Source organism: Deefgea chitinilytica (genome assembly GCF_016881405.1).
In the GTDB taxonomy this organism is placed as follows: Bacteria; Pseudomonadota; Gammaproteobacteria; order Burkholderiales; family Chitinibacteraceae; genus Deefgea; species Deefgea chitinilytica.
Genome location: NZ_WOFE01000001.1, coordinates 823,169 through 839,705 on the forward strand (window position 1 = coordinate 823,169; position 16,537 = coordinate 839,705).

Genomic DNA, 16,537 nt, shown 5'->3' on the forward strand with positions numbered 1-16,537 from the left:
GCTTTGTGCTTAGTTAGACACTTAAGACAGCAAGCCTTTCGGCAAAGAAAAAATCACATTTTCTTCAATGCCGTCCATAGCTGTGACCGAGTTAGCGCCAAATTCTTGAATTTTGGAAATCACTCTTTGCACCAATACATCGGGAGCAGATGCTCCGGCAGTGATTCCTACTTTGCCCTTGCTGGCAAACCAAGCTGGGTTCAGCTCGGTTTCGTTGTCGACCATATAAGCATCGATCCCGAGGCTGCTGCCAACTTCACGTAGACGGTTGGAGTTTGAGCTATTCGGCGAGCCAACTACGACTAAAATATCCACATCGCGTGCGAGCTGCTTCACCGCATCTTGGCGGTTTTGCGTGGCGTAGCAGATGTCGTCTTTTTTGGGGCCGACAATATCAGGGAAGCGGGCGCGCAACGCTTCGATGACAATTTGTGCATCATCGACTGAGAGCGTGGTTTGCGTGACATATGCCAATTTGCTCGCATCGGCGACGTTTAAGGTATCAACATCTTGCGGCTCTTCAACCAAATGCATTCCGGCCTGTGCCTGTCCCATTGTGCCTTCGACTTCGGGGTGGCCTTTGTGGCCAATCATGATGATTTCAAATCCTTGCTCACGCAAACGTTTTACTTCAAGATGAACCTTCGTTACGAGCGGGCAGGTGGCATCAAAAATATTCAAACCGCGTTCAGCTGCCTCGGCGCGTACCGCTTGTGATACGCCATGCGCGGAAAAAATGAGCGTATTGCCAGCAGGCACGTCACATAAATCTTCAATAAAAATGGCGCCTTTGTTTTTCAGATCTTCAATCACAAATTTATTGTGCACCACTTCATGCCGAACATAAATTGGTGCACCGTACTTTTCTAGCGCCTTTTCAACAATCGCAATCGCACGATCAACGCCCGCGCAAAAGCCGCGTGGTTGCGCCAGAATAATATTCATTGGTTTATTCATTTAGAAACAAACTCCGGTTTCTTAAAGCTATCAATCACCATCAAGACCGCCCCGATGCAAATGGCCGAATCAGCAATATTAAATGCGGGGTAATACCAGCGATGATTCCAGTGAAATAATAGAAAATCAATCACATGACCAAATACCATCCGATCAATCGCGTTGCCCAAGGCTCCCCCCAAAATTAAAGACAGCGCAATGGCATAGCGTGTTTCGGCCTGATGCTTTTTGATTAAAAACACCAACACTACCGACACAACGAGTGCAAGGCCGGTAAAGAAATAGCGCTGCCAGCCACCTGCATCGGCCAGAAATGAAAACGCTGCGCCGGGGTTGTAGCGTAAAGTCAGGTCAAAAAAGCCTGGGATGACGGTTCTGACTTCGGCGTACTCAAAAAGTGCCTCAATGCCGTGTTTGGTTGCTTGATCTAAAATCAATACCATGAACGCTAATAACAAAAAATGAATAAAGCGCTTAGGCATGTTGACGTGTTTCTCCGGAGCCATGCAAATTGCTATCGCAGCGTACACAAAGCGTTGGGTGCGCTGCAATCGTGCCGACAGTCGGATGATAATGCCAGCAACGTTCGCATTTCTCCGCGCTAGATGCCGCAACGGCAATCGCCGCCTCGCCTTCGTGTAGTACGGCTTGCGATGTGATCATGATGAATTTCAATTCATCACCTAAAGACGCTAACGCGTGATATGCATCGCCTTGCGCTGTGATTGTAATTTCAGCTTGCAGGCTCGAGCCTAATGCACCCGCTGCGCGCTGCAGTTCAATATCTTTTTGTGCGTTGGCGCGAACTTCTCGCACCAAGGCAAATGCCGTTTGCAATGCAGCTGCATCTTGAACTGCTGGGATATCTAGCCATTGATCGACAAACACATTGCCGTCGTTGTTAAGCGTCTCCCACGCTTCATGTGCCGTGAACGACAAAATCGGCGATAGCAATCGCACCAAAGCTTGCGTGATATACCATAGGGTGGTTTGTGCTGAGCGGCGGCCATGAGATTCGGCTGCCATCGTATACAGTCGATCTTTAATGATATCTAGATAAAATGCACCCAACTCGTCGGCACAATAGCGATGAATTTCTTGCACACCCAAGTGAAATTCATACTTGGCATAAAACGAGGTTAGATTCTTTTGGAAGTTTGCTAACTCAACCAAAGCATAACGATCTAAAGTTAATAATTGATTGACTGGTAATACATCGGCCGCGCTGAAGTCTGACAAATTAGCCAGCAAGAAACGCAGCGTATTACGAACACGACGATACGAATCGGTGGTGCGTTTCAGAATTTCATCAGAAATCGATACTTCACCTGAATAGTCAGTGCTGGCCGTCCACAGGCGCAGCATATCAGCCCCCATTTTATTGATCACGTCTTGTGGCGAAACGACGTTGCCTTTGGATTTGGACATTTTCATACCCTTACCATCCACCACAAAGCCGTGCGTCAATAATTGCTTGTACGGCGCTTGGCCCAAGGTGGCACACGCGGTTTTGAGAGACGACTGAAACCAGCCGCGATGTTGATCTGAGCCTTCCAGATACAAATCAGCAGCAGGGCGATTGTCATCGCCATGATTGAGCTCGGCGCGCTGTTTTAATACCGCAAAGTGCGTTGAGCCCGAGTCAAACCAAACGTCGATGGTGTCTTTGAGTTTTTCGTAATGCGCTGCCTCTGCACCGAGCAATTCGGCGGCATCGAGCTTAAACCACGCTTCAATACCTTCTTTTTCTATGCGCTGTGCGACTTGTTCTAGCAACTCGACTGAGCGTGGGTGCAGTTCAGCTGTTTCTTTATGGATAAAGAAAGTCATCGGCACCCCCCACGTGCGCTGGCGGGATACACACCAATCGGGGCTGTTTTTGATCATCGCTTCTAGGCGCGCACGACCCCAAGCAGGGAAAAACTCCGTCGCATCGACGGCGCGGTTGGCTTTGTCGCGCAAGGTTTCGCAGCCAACGACTTTATCCATGCCAATAAACCATTGCGTGGTTGCACGGAAAATCAGCGGGGTTTTATGACGCCAGCAGTGCGGGTAGCTATGCTCTAATTTTTTGTTGGCAAGGAGTGCTCCACGTTCCTCCAGTAGTGCAACTACTTTGGGGTTGGCTTTCCATACCGTTTCGCCAGCAAAAAACTCGGTGCTTGAAATGTAACGACCATCGTTGGCGACTGGATTATCTACAGGTAGTTTGTATTTCAAACCAACTTGGTAGTCTTCCAATCCGTGCGCTGGCGCAGTATGGACCAAGCCTGTGCCAGCTTCGGCTGTTACATGTTCGCCGCAGATGACTGGGACTTGGCGGTTAATGAATGGGTGTTGTAGTAGCAAACCATTGAGCGCAGAGCCCTTGGCTTGAGCGATCACTTCATTGGCGTCGATGTTGTAACGTTTGAGTGCGGCCTCAGCCAATTCGCGAACTAAAATTAACAAGCCTTTTTCAGTGGCGATTAAATCGTAAGTAAATTCTGGATTAACCGAAACTGCTTGGTTGGCAGGCAAAGTCCATGGTGTCGTCGTCCAGATCACTGCAAATGCAGCTTGATCGCCCACATTCACTCCGCCAAAGGCCGCTGACAGTGCGGCCATATCTAGCACTTGAAAGCCCACATCAATCGCGGCAGAGACTTTGTCTTCGTATTCAACTTCCGCTTCCGCTAGGGCAGAACCACAGTCTACGCACCAGTGCACTGGCTTTTGGCCTTTCACCAAATAGCCGTTGTCATGAATTTTGCCCAGCGTACGTACAATGTCAGCTTCGGTTTTGAAATTCATTGTCAGATAAGGGTTATCCCAGTCGCCTAATACGCCTAGACGGATGAAGTCGACCTTCTGGCGCTCGACTTGAATCGCCGCGTATTCGCGGCACAATTCACGGATAAAGCCACTTGGCAAATGAGTTTCCTTCTCGTCTAGGCCATTGGTTTTGCGGTATTCAACAATCCGCGCATGGATGCCTGGATTCGCTTTGATGGCGTCTTTGTCTGATTTCACCAGTTTTTCAATTTGGTGTTCAATCGGCATGCCGTGACAGTCCCAACCCGGCACATACGGCGCATCAAAACCGGCGAGCGATTTGGATTTTAAGATAATGTCTTTGAGCACTTTATTCATCGCGTGGCCGATATGGATGTCACCGTTGGCGTACGGAGGGCCATCGTGCAGAATGAATTTAGGGCGATTTTGTTCTTTGGCGACTTGGCGTAGTTGCTGATAAATTTTGCCGTTTTGCCATTGCTTTAAAAACCCAGGCTCACGTTTAGCGAGATCGCCACGCATTGGAAATGGCGTATCTAATAGGTTAACTGGGTATTTGTTCGCAGGTTTATCGCTCATTATGGTCTCTTGTATCTTCAATATTAAATGGGTTAGCGCGCAGCAAACCAAGCGCGGGCTTGATCGCAATCTTTCTGAATTTGGGCGATCAAGCTATCAAAATCTGGGTATTTTTCTTCGTCTCGTAATTTGGCAAGAAAATTAATCCGCAAGTGTGATCGGTAAATATCACGGTCAAAATCAAAAATATGGACTTCTAATTTGGGCTGTAAATCGCCGCCATGAATGGTCGGGCGAAATCCCAAGCTAGCTACACCTTGATAGGTGCGTTCGAGTCCTTCAACTTCAACAACAAAGATACCAAACAATGGTGGTTTATTGTGTTTGAGTTGGATGTTGGCGGTAGGAAAACCAAAGGTTCTTCCGAGCTGATCTCCGCCAACGACGCGGCCAGCTATCGAATAAGGGCGGTTGAGTAAAGCGGCAGCTTGCGCCATATTGCCGAGTGCCAAGGCGTTGCGCACCGCAGTTGAAGACACTCGTTCTGCGTCATGCTGTAATGTTGGTAAGCTGCAGCTTACAAAATCGTTTGACGCTGCAAGTAAATTAAAATCACCGCTACGTTTAGCGCCAAACTGAAAGTCATCACCCACTAAAACGAACCCAGCATTCAGTTGTTGTGCGACGATTTGATCGCGAAACGTTAGCGCATCAATAGCGGCAAATGCCTTGCTAAATCGATGCACGACCAGGTAGTCAATTTGTGCCTCGCGTAAAAGCTCGATTTTTTCTCGCAAACTGGTTAAGCGGGCAGGCGCCGAATCGGGTGTAAACAATTCACGGGGGTGAGGCTCGAACGTCATTACTACGCTCACCAATTGTCGTGATTGCGCCTCGGCCTTAAGCCGATCAAGCATGGCAATGTGACCACGGTGCAGGCCATCAAAATTGCCAATCGTTAAAGCAGAGCGAGGAAGAGGGTGCTGCGGCGTGCCGCGAATTACATGCATTGAGTGTGTCTTGACCAAAAAGTGCGATATTGTGAATTCAAGCCTGTGATTCTAACGCCTTGCTTAAAAAAAGTCAGAATAACCTTGCCTTATTGTCCGACGTCGACGATGCCGCCTTGCTGAGCTGTTCCGGTGATGATTTTCCCTTTATCAAGACGTACCCTTACCGGTTGACCTTCTGCTGCTGCATTCATAGCAATACCCTCGTTGCTAATCTCGATTCCGTCTTGTCGAAAAACGATTTTTACTTTTTGATTTTGCGTGATAGCCATCGCAGCGCGCAATTGCTCATGCCGCAAAGTTTGTCCTGCTGCCACGGGGCTATTCAAAGCTCGGCCAATAATGCTGGCTGGATCTAAAATAACGGAGCCGGATAAAGCGCCCAAGTCACCTTGTTGCATGGCGATGTCGCTAGCGTTGAGTTCTTGGTTGGCGGCGAGCGGCCTTGCTGCTACAGCGTATTGAACTTGAATGCTGATTTTGACTGGCAAATTAAAGCCCCAACTTGCGCCATCGACACATTTGACGCGTAACATCGTATTGCCTACCAAACGATTGCCAGGTGGCAGGCTAATTTCACGTTGGTTGCAGCCATCTAGCTTTAGGCGATGATCAATCGGGCGCACCTCAAATGAATAAGCGCCCGGGCTGTTGCTGAGAGCTGTGTTTAGCCAATCATTCACCTCTTGGGTAATGGTGGCGTGAGTAGAGGGCATGGGCGCAGCTTGAGTGTGAACACTTAGGGCACCGCATACCGTATACAAGCTGAGGAATAATTTTCGCATAGCGCAAATTATAGTCGCATCACGCGCCTTAGCCTACAATCGTGTTTTTTCTTCGCTTTGCATTGGTTTGGATCATGCTAGAAATGCTCTTTGGCGTCACAACGCTAGTGGTTTTATTGGCTGGTGTACTCGTGGTGAGTCGACTGCATCAATTGTCGACGGCACAGCGAGAAGTCCTTGAAACGCTCACGCAAGATTTAGAAACCAAACACCGTGAAATGCTCAACGATCTACATCAAGGCATGAGCAAGCAAAGTGAGGCAATGCAACAGGGCTTGGTGCAGCATGGCGGTTTACTGAACGATGCGGTCAATCGCAACAGTGATCGCTTGCGCGACAGCATGAGTGAATCATTTGAGCGTTTGCGCGCCAGCGTCGGTAATGAAATGAAAGAAAGCCGCGAAACAATTTCTCGCTTGCAAACGGTTCAAAGTGAGGCGCTTTCAACGCTACGCCTCACCTTGGTCGCTAGTTTGGGCGAGTCGCGCGAGCAAATGCTCAAGCAGTTAGGTGATATCTCAGCGGCTCTGCAAAATAAGCAAGACACCTTGCGCGAAGATATGTTGCTTAAGCTATCTACAATGCTGGCCGAGCAGTCAAAGCGTGAAATGGAGCAGCTGCAAGCGGCGCTGCAGCAATCTGCTGCTTCGCTTGCTGGTAGCGTTGCTGAGCTGACTAAGGCAACCGACAATCGATTGGCCGAGATTTCAGGTAAGGTGACCGAGCGCTTGGATGAAGGGTTTAAAAAAACCAATGAGACTTTTGCCAGCGTGATGGCGAGACTGGCGACAATCGATGAAGCACAAAAGAAAATTGATGGGCTGACCACCAATGTGGTGAGTCTGCAAGAGCTGTTGGGCGATAAGCGCTCGCGTGGTGCGTTTGGTGAGGTGCAGTTAGAGCATTTGATTAGCAATGTGCTGCCGGCGCAAACGTATGAGTTGCAAGCAGCGCTAGCGGGGGGCGTGCGCGTCGACTGCTTACTCAAACTGCCAGAGCCGACCGGAACGGTTGCCGTAGATTCAAAATTTCCGCTTGAAAACTACCATCGCATGTTTGCTGGCGAAATGGATAAGCTCACTGCAACACGATTGTTTAAAGCCGATGTGAAAAAGCATGTCGATGATATTGCAAACAAATACATTATTCCGAATGTAACCGCCGATGGTGCGGTGATGTTTGTCCCTGCGGAGGCAGTGTTTGCTGAAATTCATGCCTATCATCCTGAATTGGTGCAATACGCTATGGGTAAGCGAGTATGGATCGTTTCGCCAACCACATTAATGGCGGTGCTCAATACCGCCCGCGCCGTGATTAAAGATGTTGAAACACGCAAGCAAGTTCACATCATCAAAGACGCGCTAGGTAAGCTAGGGCAGGAGTTTGGTCGTTTTGACAAGCGAATGAAGAATCTTGCAACGCATATTCGCCAAGCACACGAAGATGCGATGGAGGTGAGTGTGACGAGTGAAAAAATTTCTAAGCAATTTATCAATATTGAGCAAGTTCGGCTAGAGGGCGAAGAACCTGTATTGATTGCGGCGGGCACTACATAAGGGTATTGCTGTTTAACCAATGAGTGAAAACACCTAGCTGCTAATACCTGCTGTTTTTTTATGTGATGTACTTAATCTTAATCTGTATTTAAACGAGCTGGAGTTGTGTTGATTGATTGACTCGGCTTTTGTTTGATGCATTGCTGCTCGCAGCTTTGTGTTGGCAAAGCTCGAGACAACGGCATGTAGTCGCAAAAAAACGCCTACTGTTTGGTTCACAGCAAAGGCATCTACAGGTAAAATGTCTTTGATTTGCTTTTGATCAAGTTTTTATCCCCTTTCATACTTATAAAGGTATCGCCGTGTTAGTAGCCTACCGTCAACATGTCGCTGAGCGCGCTGCGCAAGGCATCTCTCCATTGCCATTAACTGCGCAACAAACCGCTGATCTAATCGCTTTATTGCAAAACCCACCAGCAGGCGAAGAAGCTTTCTTGGTTGAGTTACTCACGCACCGCGTTCCTGCTGGCGTGGATGATGCTGCCAAAGTAAAAGCCGCCTTCCTCGCTGCTGTTGCTGCTGGCACTGATACCTGTGCGTTGATTTCACGTGCTAAAGCGACTGAATTATTGGGTACGATGCTCGGCGGCTTTAACATCAAGCCACAAATTGACTTGCTAGGCGATGCTGAAGTGGGTGGTATTGCAGCAGAAGGCTTGAAAAAAACATTGTTGATGTTTGACTATTTCCATGATGTTAAAGAATTGGCTGATGCTGGTAATGCGAACGCCAAAGCGGTTCTGCAATCTTGGGCCGATGCAGAGTGGTTCACCAGCCGTCCAGAAGTACCAAAACAAGTGACTGTGACGGTGTTTAAGGTCACTGGCGAAACCAATACTGACGATTTGTCGCCAGCGCCAGATGCTTGGTCACGTCCAGATATTCCATTGCACGCCTTGGCAATGTTGAAAAACCCACGCGAAGGTATCAATGCTGACGTACCAGGATCAGTGGGTCCAATCAAGCAAATCGTGGAATTGCAGCAAAAAGGCCACCCAATCGCTTATGTAGGTGACGTGGTAGGTACTGGTTCTTCTCGTAAATCTGCAACCAATTCAGTGCTGTGGTGGACAGGTGAAGACATCCCATTCGTGCCAAACAAACGCTTTGGCGGCTACTGTGTTGGTGGCAAAATCGCTCCGATCTTCTTCAATACTATGGAAGATGCTGGCGCATTGCCAATCGAATTTGATGTCACTAACCTGCACATGGGCGATGTGATTACGATTTACCCATATGATGGCAAGGTAGAAAAAGACGGCCAAGTTGTAACGACTTTTAGTCTGAAAACCGACGTATTGCTGGACGAAGTGCGTGCCGGTGGCCGTATTAACTTGATTATTGGTCGTGGCTTGACGTCTAAAGCGCGTGAGGCTCTGGGCTTGGCGCCATCAACTGTATTCCGTCTGCCGCAAGACCCTGCTGATTCTGGCAAAGGCTTTACGCAAGCACAAAAAATGGTGGGTCGTGCATGCGGCTTGCCAGAAGGCCAAGGCGTACGCCCAGGCACTTATTGCGAACCGAAAATGACTTCAGTTGGTTCACAAGATACCACTGGCCCGATGACTCGTGACGAACTGAAAGATTTGGCTTGCTTGGGCTTCTCGGCTGACTTGGTAATGCAATCGTTCTGCCACACTGCGGCATATCCAAAGCCAGTTGACGTGCAAACACATCACACGCTGCCCGAATTTATCCGCAACCGCGGCGGCGTTTCGCTACGCCCTGGCGACGGCGTTATTCACTCATGGCTGAATCGCATGCTGATGCCTGATACTGTAGGTACTGGTGGCGATTCGCACACTCGTTTCCCAATCGGTATTTCTTTCCCAGCCGGTTCTGGCTTGGTGGCGTTTGCTGCTGCAACGGGTGTAATGCCACTCGATATGCCTGAATCAGTTTTGGTTCGCTTCAAAGGCCAATTGCAGCCAGGTATCACTTTGCGTGACTTGGTAAACGCGATTCCTTTGTACGCCATCAAACAAGGCTTGTTGACTGTTGCTAAAGCCGGTAAGAAAAACATTTTCTCTGGCCGCATCCTTGAAATCGAAGGTCTGCCAGATCTGAAGGTTGAGCAAGCGTTTGAATTGACTGACGCTTCTGCTGAACGCTCTGCTGCTGGTTGTTCTGTTCGCCTGAACAAAGAGCCAATCATTGAATACCTGCAATCAAATATCGTCTTGCTCAAATCAATGATCGCTAACGGTTATGGTGATGCGAAAACACTAGCGCGCCGAGTGAAGAGCATGGAAGCGTGGTTGGCTAATCCAACGCTGATTGAACCAGATGCTGATGCAGAATACGCAGCAGTGATCGAGATCGACTTGGCGGATGTAAAAGAGCCAATCTTGGCTTGCCCGAACGATCCAGATGATGTGAAAGTATTATCTGAGGTGGCCGGCACCAAGATCGATGAAGTGTTTATCGGCTCTTGCATGACCAATATCGGTCACTTCCGTGCAGCAGGTAAATTGCTCGAAGGTAAGCGTGATCTCCCAACTAAATTGTGGATCGCACCACCAACGAAGATGGATGCACAGCAATTAACCGAAGAAGGCTATTACGGCACATTCGGCGCAGCGGGTGCGCGTACTGAAATGCCAGGTTGCTCATTGTGTATGGGTAACCAAGCGCAAGTACGTGAAGGCGCGACTGTGGTTTCAACGTCGACGCGTAATTTCCCGAACCGTTTGGGTAAAAACACCAATGTGTTCTTGAGCTCAGCTGAATTGGCTGCGATTGCTTCACGCTTGGGTCGCATTCCAACGGTTGAAGAATACATGGCTGATGCTGGTGTGCTCGATAGTAAATCGGCTGAGGTTTATAAATATCTAAACTTTAACCAAATCGAGTCTTATCAAGCTGAAGCAGATTCAGTGCAGGCTTAATTTAACAAAGCCCCCAAAAAGACCCGCATGAGCGGGTCTTTTTTTTGTTAATTCATGCGTAAGCACTTCATTGCAAAACGATTTTTCTCTTGCCCTTGCTGCTAACTTGAGGCAAAATTGCCGCCTTTTTCGTATCAAACCAATTGGTTTGATTTTTAACTAATTTGATGGCTTGCCCACCCATCGGGCGCTGGTTTAATCGGCGAACAAAGTGGCAAGACCTTCTAGCCCAGGAGGTATTGGCGATGTCCAATCTGGCTACAGCTGCGGCTCTGCAGCTGGATCTTTCAACACCACTACCTGTTGCTGCGTATTTTGACGAAGCACTTTTCCAGCAAGAACTAGCCCAATTATTTGCTCACGGTCCTCGCTATGTCGGTCATGAACTGATGGTGCCCGAGGCAGGGGATTATCACGTTTTAGAAGCCGGCAACGGTGCGCGTTATTTAAAGCGCACCGATGAAGGTGTGAAGCTATTCTCTAATATTTGCCGTCACCGTCAAGCCAAAATGCTGGATGGTCGTGGCAATGCGACGCATACGGTATGTCCACTCCATCGCTGGACTTACGATCAGCACGGGCAACTATTGGGTGCTCCGCACTTTGCTAACAAGCCTTGCCTACATTTACCAGAGACCGCATTGCAAAATTGGAATGGCCTGCTCTTTGAATCTGGCCGCGATATTGAGCGTGACCTGAAAAATCTAGGCGTTCGTGAGGATTTGGATTTTTCTAAGTATGTGTTCCACAGCGTAACTGTCGACGAATACGAGGGCAACTGGAAAACGTTTATTGAAGTTTATCTGGAAGACTACCATGTCGTGCCATTTCATCCTGGGCTGGGCAAGTTTGTCGATTGCAACGAGCTAAAATGGGAGTTTGGCGACTGGTACTCGGTACAAACCGTTGGGGTACATCATCAATTGGCACGGCCCGGCTCTAAGGTGTATCGGGATTGGCATGAGCAAGTAAAGCGGTATGATCACGGAAAAACGCCTAAATATGGCGCAATTTGGTTGACGTATTATCCCAATATCACTGTCGAGTGGTATCCGCACACATTGGTGATCTCTACGATTATCCCAACGGGGCCACGCAGTTATAAAAACGTCGTTGAGTTTTATTACCCAGAAGATATCGCTTATTTTGAGCCCGATTTTGTGGCGGCTGAGCAGGCGGCTTATGCTGAAACCGCGGTGGAAGATGTAGAAATCATTAATCGCATGGAGGCCGGTCGTGTAGCCTTGTTCGCTGAAGGGCGCAATGAGGTTGGGCCATATCAAAGCCCGATGGAAGACGGGATGAGGCATTTTCATCAATTCTTGCGTCGTGAATTGGGTGATGCGATTCCGAGGGGTTAATGAGTCTGTTGTTCAATCAAAAGCGGCTAAGGCCGCTTTTTTATTGATGCTATTGGGTATATACATCTATCCAAAGTTAATTATAGCGTCTAATTATATACATCAGGTTTTTTACGACTTGACTCGTGATGTGAAATGGTTGGTTTAGATTTGGCGGTATTGTTGAGTGGCGCAGGGACGGATTTCTCTGCAAGAGGCACGCGCACATAGCGTCTTCACAACGACCAGAGAGCCACGGTTTGCGTTGCCACGACAAGCAGATAGAATAGAGCACCTCAGGGAGTGCTTATGCGTTTATTGCTTAGTAATGATGATGGATATTTTTCACCAGGGCTTGCCGCTTTGGCCATGTCACTTGGAGATTTGGGTGAAACTTTGGTTTGCGCTCCAGAGCGCGACCGCAGCGGCGCTAGTAACTCTTTGACACTAGATCGCCCATTATCTGTTCGCGAAGCACCCTCCGGTTTTTTTTATGTTGATGGTACGCCAACTGACTGTATTCATTTAGCTGCCACGGGCTTAATGTCAGATTTACCTGATATGGTCGTCTCTGGTATTAATCACGGACCGAACATGGGGGATGACACTATCTATTCAGGTACGGTTGCGGCCGCCACTGAAGGTTTTTTGCTTGGTATCCCTGCAATCGCTATTTCACTCGCTTCACATAACCCTGTTCATTTCGAAACAGCCGCTCGGGTCGCCTCTGATTTGGTCAAACGCTTTCAGCAGGATCCATTTCGCGGAGCCGTGTTGTTGAATGTAAATGTTCCTGATGTTCCCTATGAATCTTTAAAGGGCATTAAAGTCACTCGACTGGGGCGGCGACATAAGTCAGCCCCCGTCATTCGCTCGGCAAACCCGCGCGGCGACACCATTTGGTGGGTTGGACCGATTGGCAAGATTGCAGACGCGACTACCGGAACTGATTTTGATGCGATTGCAAATGGGTTCGTCTCAATCACACCGCTGTCAATTGATCTCACTGCACATCAGCAGCTTGAGTTTATTGCTGAATGGGTTGGTGTGTAATGTTGGTGCAGGGTAGTGGAATGACCTCTGTGCGCACTAGAACGCGCATGCTAGAGCGGCTACGCTCACAAGGAATTCGTGACGAGACTATTTTGGCTGTAATGGGGCAAATTCCACGTCATGCTTTTGTTGATGAAGCCTTAGCACATAAAGCCTATGACGATGTCTCTTTGCCGATTGGTTTTGCTCAAACTATATCGCAGCCTTATATCGTAGCCAGAATGTCAGAGCTCGTTTACGCTGTGCCACAGCACCGAAACATATTAGAAATAGGTACTGGCTGCGGATATCAAACCAGTATTTTGGCTAAGCTATTTAAAACGGTGCATAGTATTGAGCGTATTGGCGGGCTAGTGCGAACTACTCGCGATAGACTCAGTGCATTACAAATTCATAACACAAGATTAAGGCATGCAGATGGCAGCAAAGGATTGCCTGAGCTGGCTCCGTTTGATGCCATACTGATCACCGCTGCAGCTCCCATCGTTCCTGAAAACCTAATTGACCAGCTTGCGATTGGCGGACGACTCGTGTTTCCTGTTGGTGAGTCAGAGCAAGAACTACGCATGATTGAGCGGCTAGAGGACGGCTTTGTAGAAACTCGGCTCGAGAAGGTTAAGTTTGTTCCCCTATTGCCCGGCCTTGCTTAATCTTTTAGGGTCAACCCAGCAAAATATATTTACTTAATTTAGTTTCAAGGAGCATATGCATGAGTGCAAATCGTCTCGGCATCATCGTATCTGCACTGTTTTTATGTGCTTGTAGCAACACCCCCCACGCGCCAGCCCCGATCATTGATAAAACCTCAGTCAATACCCCTCCTACTAGTAGTCCTGTAATCAACAAAACCCCCACTCCAATAGCAGGCACGAATACTGCGGAAACGTATATTGTCAAAGCCGGTGAGGGCTTGTATCGCATCGCACTTGATCACGGTTTGGCATATAAAGATTTAGCTGCTTGGAATGGCATTACTGACGTTAACTCACTTAAAGTGGGGCAAGTTTTGCGTTTGTCACCCGTAGCTGCAGAGCAAAACTCAGGTGTAGAAATTCGCCCTCTAGTTGATAGTGCCACCACATCAGGTGGCGGAGCTACGCTTAAAAAAGAAAGTGCCGCTCCTAACATCGCAACAACACAAAAATACCCTAAAGCTGTTAAGGAAAGTTTCGCGCAGCAAACAGCATCTGCAATTGCAAGCCAGGCGGAAGGAGAAAAAGTTGCTGTTAAGCAACAGAGTACCAATGCCAGTTCAGCGGCATTAAGTACCAAGCCGATTCAACAGGCAGGATCGGCGCCTAAAGTAGAAAACACTGATAAAACAAGCTCTGCAGAGGTATCTACCTCAACTTCTGGTAATACCACTGCAACAAACTGGGGGGCGCCGACGGCAGGTAAAGTGATTGCCCCATTTACAATCGAACGTAAAGGCATTGATATTGCAGGACAAATGGGGCAATCTATAGTTGCGTCAGGGAGTGGTAAGGTCGTTTACGCCGGAACTGGTCTCAGGGGCTATGGCAAAATGATCATTATTCAGCATGCGGACGGATTTTTATCTGCGTACGCACATAACAGCAAACTGATTGTCAAAGAAAATGATGTGGTAAAAAAAGGCGAAAAAATTGCCGAGATGGGAAATACAGATAGCGATCAGGTCAAGCTGCACTTTGAGCTTCGTAAGTTTGGTAAACCTGTCGATCCTAGTAACTATATAAAACTAAACTAGAGATACATCATGAGCGATCAACTGGACATATTAGAAGAAGACCTTGTTGAAGAGGAAGAGCTTGCAGAGATCGAAACTGACGACGCGGAAGCAGAGGTCGATGGCAAAGAAGATGCCGATCGCTACACCGCAGAAAGTACGGGTGATGTAACGCAGATTTATTTGAATGAAATTGGTCAGAGTAAATTACTAACCCCCGAAGAAGAGCGCGCCTTGTCGCGACGCGTGGTTCAGGGCGATTTCACTGCCAGGCAAAAAATGATTGAGCATAATTTGCGATTGGTCGTGAATATTGCCAAGCACTATATCAATCGTGGCATGACTTTGCTTGATCTGATTGAAGAGGGCAATATTGGTCTGATGCATGCCCTGGAAAAATTTGATCCCGAGCGCGGGTTTCGGTTTTCAACTTATGCCACTTGGTGGATTCGCCAAAGCATTGAGCGTGCGATTATGAATCAATCGCGAACTATTCGCTTACCGGTGCATGTCATCAAAGAATTAAACGTTTATTTACGTGCGCAACGCCATCTAGAAGCCAGTCTAGGGCATGAGCCGGTCATCGAAGATATTGCGCACTTGGTTGGCAAGGATGTTGAGGAGGTGCGCCGCGTAATGAGTCTGAATGAGCGCGTAGCATCTCTTGATGCGCCGCTTGATATTGATCCGATGCTCTCGATTGGCGAATCGATTCCAGATGATCAGCATGATGGTCCAGAAACTATTTTGCAAAACAGCGAAGTGGAAAAATACGTTAAAGAATGGCTCAAGCAGCTCAACGACAAGCAGCGCATGGTGATTGAGCGCCGCTATGGCTTAAATGGGTATGAGATCTGTACGCTGGAGGATTTGGCTGCGAATTTAAGTCTCACTCGTGAGCGTGTCAGACAAATCCAAATTGAGGCTTTAGATCAGTTGCGACGCATTTTGCGCCGTTACGGCGTTAATCGTGACGTTGTTTTGTAAGCGCGTATTTATTTTACCCAATAAAAAATCCAGTCATTAGACTGGATTTTTTATTGGGTATATCGCTATAAGATTTATTTGATAAGGACTATAAATTAATACGGTTTAGATACCACGAAGTAATTCGTTGATGCCAACTTTAGATCGTGTTTTAGCATCCACTTTTTTAACAATCACTGCGCAGTACAGACTGTATTTGCCGTCAGCAGAAGGCAAATTACCGGAAACAACGACCGAGCCAGCAGGAATCCGGCCGTAAGTCACTTCGCCAGTTTCGCGGTCGTAAATTCGCGTTGATTGACCAATGTATACCCCCATTGAGATCACCGAGCCTTCTTCCACAATGACGCCTTCCACGACTTCTGAGCGCGCACCGATAAAGCAATTATCTTCAATAATGGTTGGACCAGCTTGCAAAGGTTCCAAAACACCGCCAATACCAACCCCACCGGATAAATGAACATTTTTACCGATTTGTGCGCATGAGCCAACGGTAGCCCAAGTATCCACCATGGTGCCTTCATCAACGTGAGCACCAATGTTGACGTACGAAGGCATTAAAACAACGTTTTTACCGATAAAAGAACCTTTACGCGCAATTGCATTCGGCACAACACGGAAGCCACCCGCACGGAAGTCTTCTTCGCTGTAATCGGCAAATTTGCTAGGTACTTTGTCAAAGAATTGAGTGCAACCACCATCCATGACCACATTATCGTTAATGCGAAACGACAGTAGAACTGCTTTTTTAATCCATTGATGAGTAAACCAATCGCCATTTATCTTCTCAGCAACGCGTAATTGGCCTTGATCAAGCGCCGAAATAACTTCATTCACCGCTGCACGTAAATCAGCAGAAACATTGCTTGGTGTAATGTCGGCACGATTTTCAAAGGCGGTTTCGATAATGGCTTGTAAATTACTCATGTTTATATTCCTTAAGGTGTATAAATCGTTAT

13 protein-coding genes are annotated in these 16,537 nt (G+C 47.8%); 7 read left to right on the plus strand and 6 right to left on the minus strand.

Going from position 1 to position 16,537, the window contains the following annotated elements; all coding sequences use genetic code 11:
• Window positions 1–21: 21 nt before the first annotated feature.
• The 5 genes from ispH to flgA form a co-directional block, all read right to left on the minus strand.
• On the minus strand, window positions 22–957 hold the full coding sequence (ispH, locus tag GM173_RS03785) for a 4-hydroxy-3-methylbut-2-enyl diphosphate reductase (protein WP_203569980.1): 936 nt from the start codon (window positions 955–957) through the stop codon (window positions 22–24).
• The gene (gene lspA, locus GM173_RS03790) at window positions 954–1,463 is read right to left on the minus strand and encodes a signal peptidase II (RefSeq protein WP_239078230.1); all 510 of its coding nucleotides are present in this window, start codon (window positions 1,461–1,463) and stop codon (window positions 954–956) included. The genes ispH and lspA overlap by 4 nt, the downstream gene beginning before the upstream one ends.
• Window positions 1,432–4,311, minus strand: coding sequence for an isoleucine--tRNA ligase (ileS, locus tag GM173_RS03795; RefSeq protein ID WP_203569981.1), 2,880 nt, complete (start codon window positions 4,309–4,311; stop codon window positions 1,432–1,434). Before ileS ends, lspA begins: the two co-directional genes overlap by 32 nt.
• Window positions 4,312–4,343: 32 nt before the next feature.
• A complete protein-coding gene (locus GM173_RS03800) occupies window positions 4,344–5,261 on the minus strand; it encodes a bifunctional riboflavin kinase/FAD synthetase (protein WP_203569982.1) in 918 nt (305 codons plus the stop codon).
• 89 nt (window positions 5,262–5,350) lie between these two features.
• Window positions 5,351–5,977: a flagellar basal body P-ring formation chaperone FlgA gene (gene flgA / locus GM173_RS03805; RefSeq protein ID WP_275412320.1), complete on the minus strand. Its 627-nt coding sequence runs from the start codon at window positions 5,975–5,977 to the stop codon at window positions 5,351–5,353.
• 143 nt (window positions 5,978–6,120) lie between these two features.
• Here flgA and GM173_RS03810 point away from each other — a divergent pair, with 143 nt between their 5' ends.
• The 7 genes from GM173_RS03810 (at window position 6,121) to rpoS (ending at window position 15,578) form a co-directional block, all read left to right on the plus strand.
• Window positions 6,121–7,602: a DNA recombination protein RmuC gene (locus GM173_RS03810; protein WP_203569984.1), complete on the plus strand. Its 1,482-nt coding sequence runs from the start codon at window positions 6,121–6,123 to the stop codon at window positions 7,600–7,602.
• A gap of 302 nt (window positions 7,603–7,904) precedes the next feature.
• Window positions 7,905–10,490 (plus strand): bifunctional aconitate hydratase 2/2-methylisocitrate dehydratase, encoded by a 2,586-nt coding sequence (gene acnB, locus GM173_RS03815; RefSeq protein WP_203569985.1) that lies wholly within the window; start codon window positions 7,905–7,907, stop codon window positions 10,488–10,490.
• Between the two features lie 245 nt (window positions 10,491–10,735).
• On the plus strand, window positions 10,736–11,851 hold the full coding sequence (locus GM173_RS03820) for an aromatic ring-hydroxylating oxygenase subunit alpha (RefSeq protein WP_203569986.1): 1,116 nt from the start codon (window positions 10,736–10,738) through the stop codon (window positions 11,849–11,851).
• 288 nt (window positions 11,852–12,139) lie between these two features.
• The gene (gene surE, locus GM173_RS03825; protein ID WP_203569987.1) at window positions 12,140–12,883 is read left to right on the plus strand and encodes a 5'/3'-nucleotidase SurE; all 744 of its coding nucleotides are present in this window, start codon (window positions 12,140–12,142) and stop codon (window positions 12,881–12,883) included.
• Window positions 12,884–12,903: 20 nt separating this feature from the next.
• Window positions 12,904–13,533 (plus strand): protein-L-isoaspartate(D-aspartate) O-methyltransferase, encoded by a 630-nt coding sequence (locus GM173_RS03830; protein ID WP_203569988.1) that lies wholly within the window; start codon window positions 12,904–12,906, stop codon window positions 13,531–13,533.
• Window positions 13,534–13,592: 59 nt separating this feature from the next.
• A complete protein-coding gene (locus tag GM173_RS03835; protein ID WP_203569989.1) occupies window positions 13,593–14,612 on the plus strand; it encodes a peptidoglycan DD-metalloendopeptidase family protein in 1,020 nt (339 codons plus the stop codon).
• Window positions 14,613–14,621: 9 nt separating this feature from the next.
• Window positions 14,622–15,578, plus strand: a complete 957-nt coding sequence (gene rpoS / locus GM173_RS03840) for an RNA polymerase sigma factor RpoS (RefSeq protein WP_203569990.1) — start codon at window positions 14,622–14,624, stop codon at window positions 15,576–15,578.
• A gap of 105 nt (window positions 15,579–15,683) precedes the next feature.
• Here rpoS and dapD read toward each other — a convergent pair whose 3' ends face one another.
• Window positions 15,684–16,505 (minus strand): 2,3,4,5-tetrahydropyridine-2,6-dicarboxylate N-succinyltransferase, encoded by an 822-nt coding sequence (gene dapD, locus GM173_RS03845; RefSeq protein WP_203569991.1) that lies wholly within the window; start codon window positions 16,503–16,505, stop codon window positions 15,684–15,686.
• Window positions 16,506–16,537 lie beyond the last annotated feature (32 nt).

What these genes read in the sequence shown, in the direction of transcription:
- rpoS (WP_203569990.1), top strand. Translation starts at nt 14,622, where the DNA reads ATGAGCGATCAACTGGACATATTAGAAGAAGACCTTGTTGAAGAGGAA.
- GM173_RS03820 (WP_203569986.1), top strand. Translation starts at nt 10,736, where the DNA reads ATGTCCAATCTGGCTACAGCTGCGGCTCTGCAGCTGGATCTTTCAACA.
- surE (WP_203569987.1), top strand. Translation starts at nt 12,140, where the DNA reads ATGCGTTTATTGCTTAGTAATGATGATGGATATTTTTCACCAGGGCTT.
- dapD (WP_203569991.1), bottom strand. Translation starts at nt 16,505, where the DNA reads ATGAGTAATTTACAAGCCATTATCGAAACCGCCTTTGAAAATCGTGCC.
- GM173_RS03810 (WP_203569984.1), top strand. Translation starts at nt 6,121, where the DNA reads ATGCTAGAAATGCTCTTTGGCGTCACAACGCTAGTGGTTTTATTGGCT.
- lspA (WP_239078230.1), bottom strand. Translation starts at nt 1,463, where the DNA reads ATGGCTCCGGAGAAACACGTCAACATGCCTAAGCGCTTTATTCATTTT.
- flgA (WP_275412320.1), bottom strand. Translation starts at nt 5,977, where the DNA reads ATGCCCTCTACTCACGCCACCATTACCCAAGAGGTGAATGATTGGCTA.
- ispH (WP_203569980.1), bottom strand. Translation starts at nt 957, where the DNA reads ATGAATAAACCAATGAATATTATTCTGGCGCAACCACGCGGCTTTTGC.
- GM173_RS03835 (WP_203569989.1), top strand. Translation starts at nt 13,593, where the DNA reads ATGAGTGCAAATCGTCTCGGCATCATCGTATCTGCACTGTTTTTATGT.
- GM173_RS03800 (WP_203569982.1), bottom strand. Translation starts at nt 5,261, where the DNA reads ATGCATGTAATTCGCGGCACGCCGCAGCACCCTCTTCCTCGCTCTGCT.
- GM173_RS03830 (WP_203569988.1), top strand. Translation starts at nt 12,904, where the DNA reads ATGACCTCTGTGCGCACTAGAACGCGCATGCTAGAGCGGCTACGCTCA.
- ileS (WP_203569981.1), bottom strand. Translation starts at nt 4,311, where the DNA reads ATGAGCGATAAACCTGCGAACAAATACCCAGTTAACCTATTAGATACG.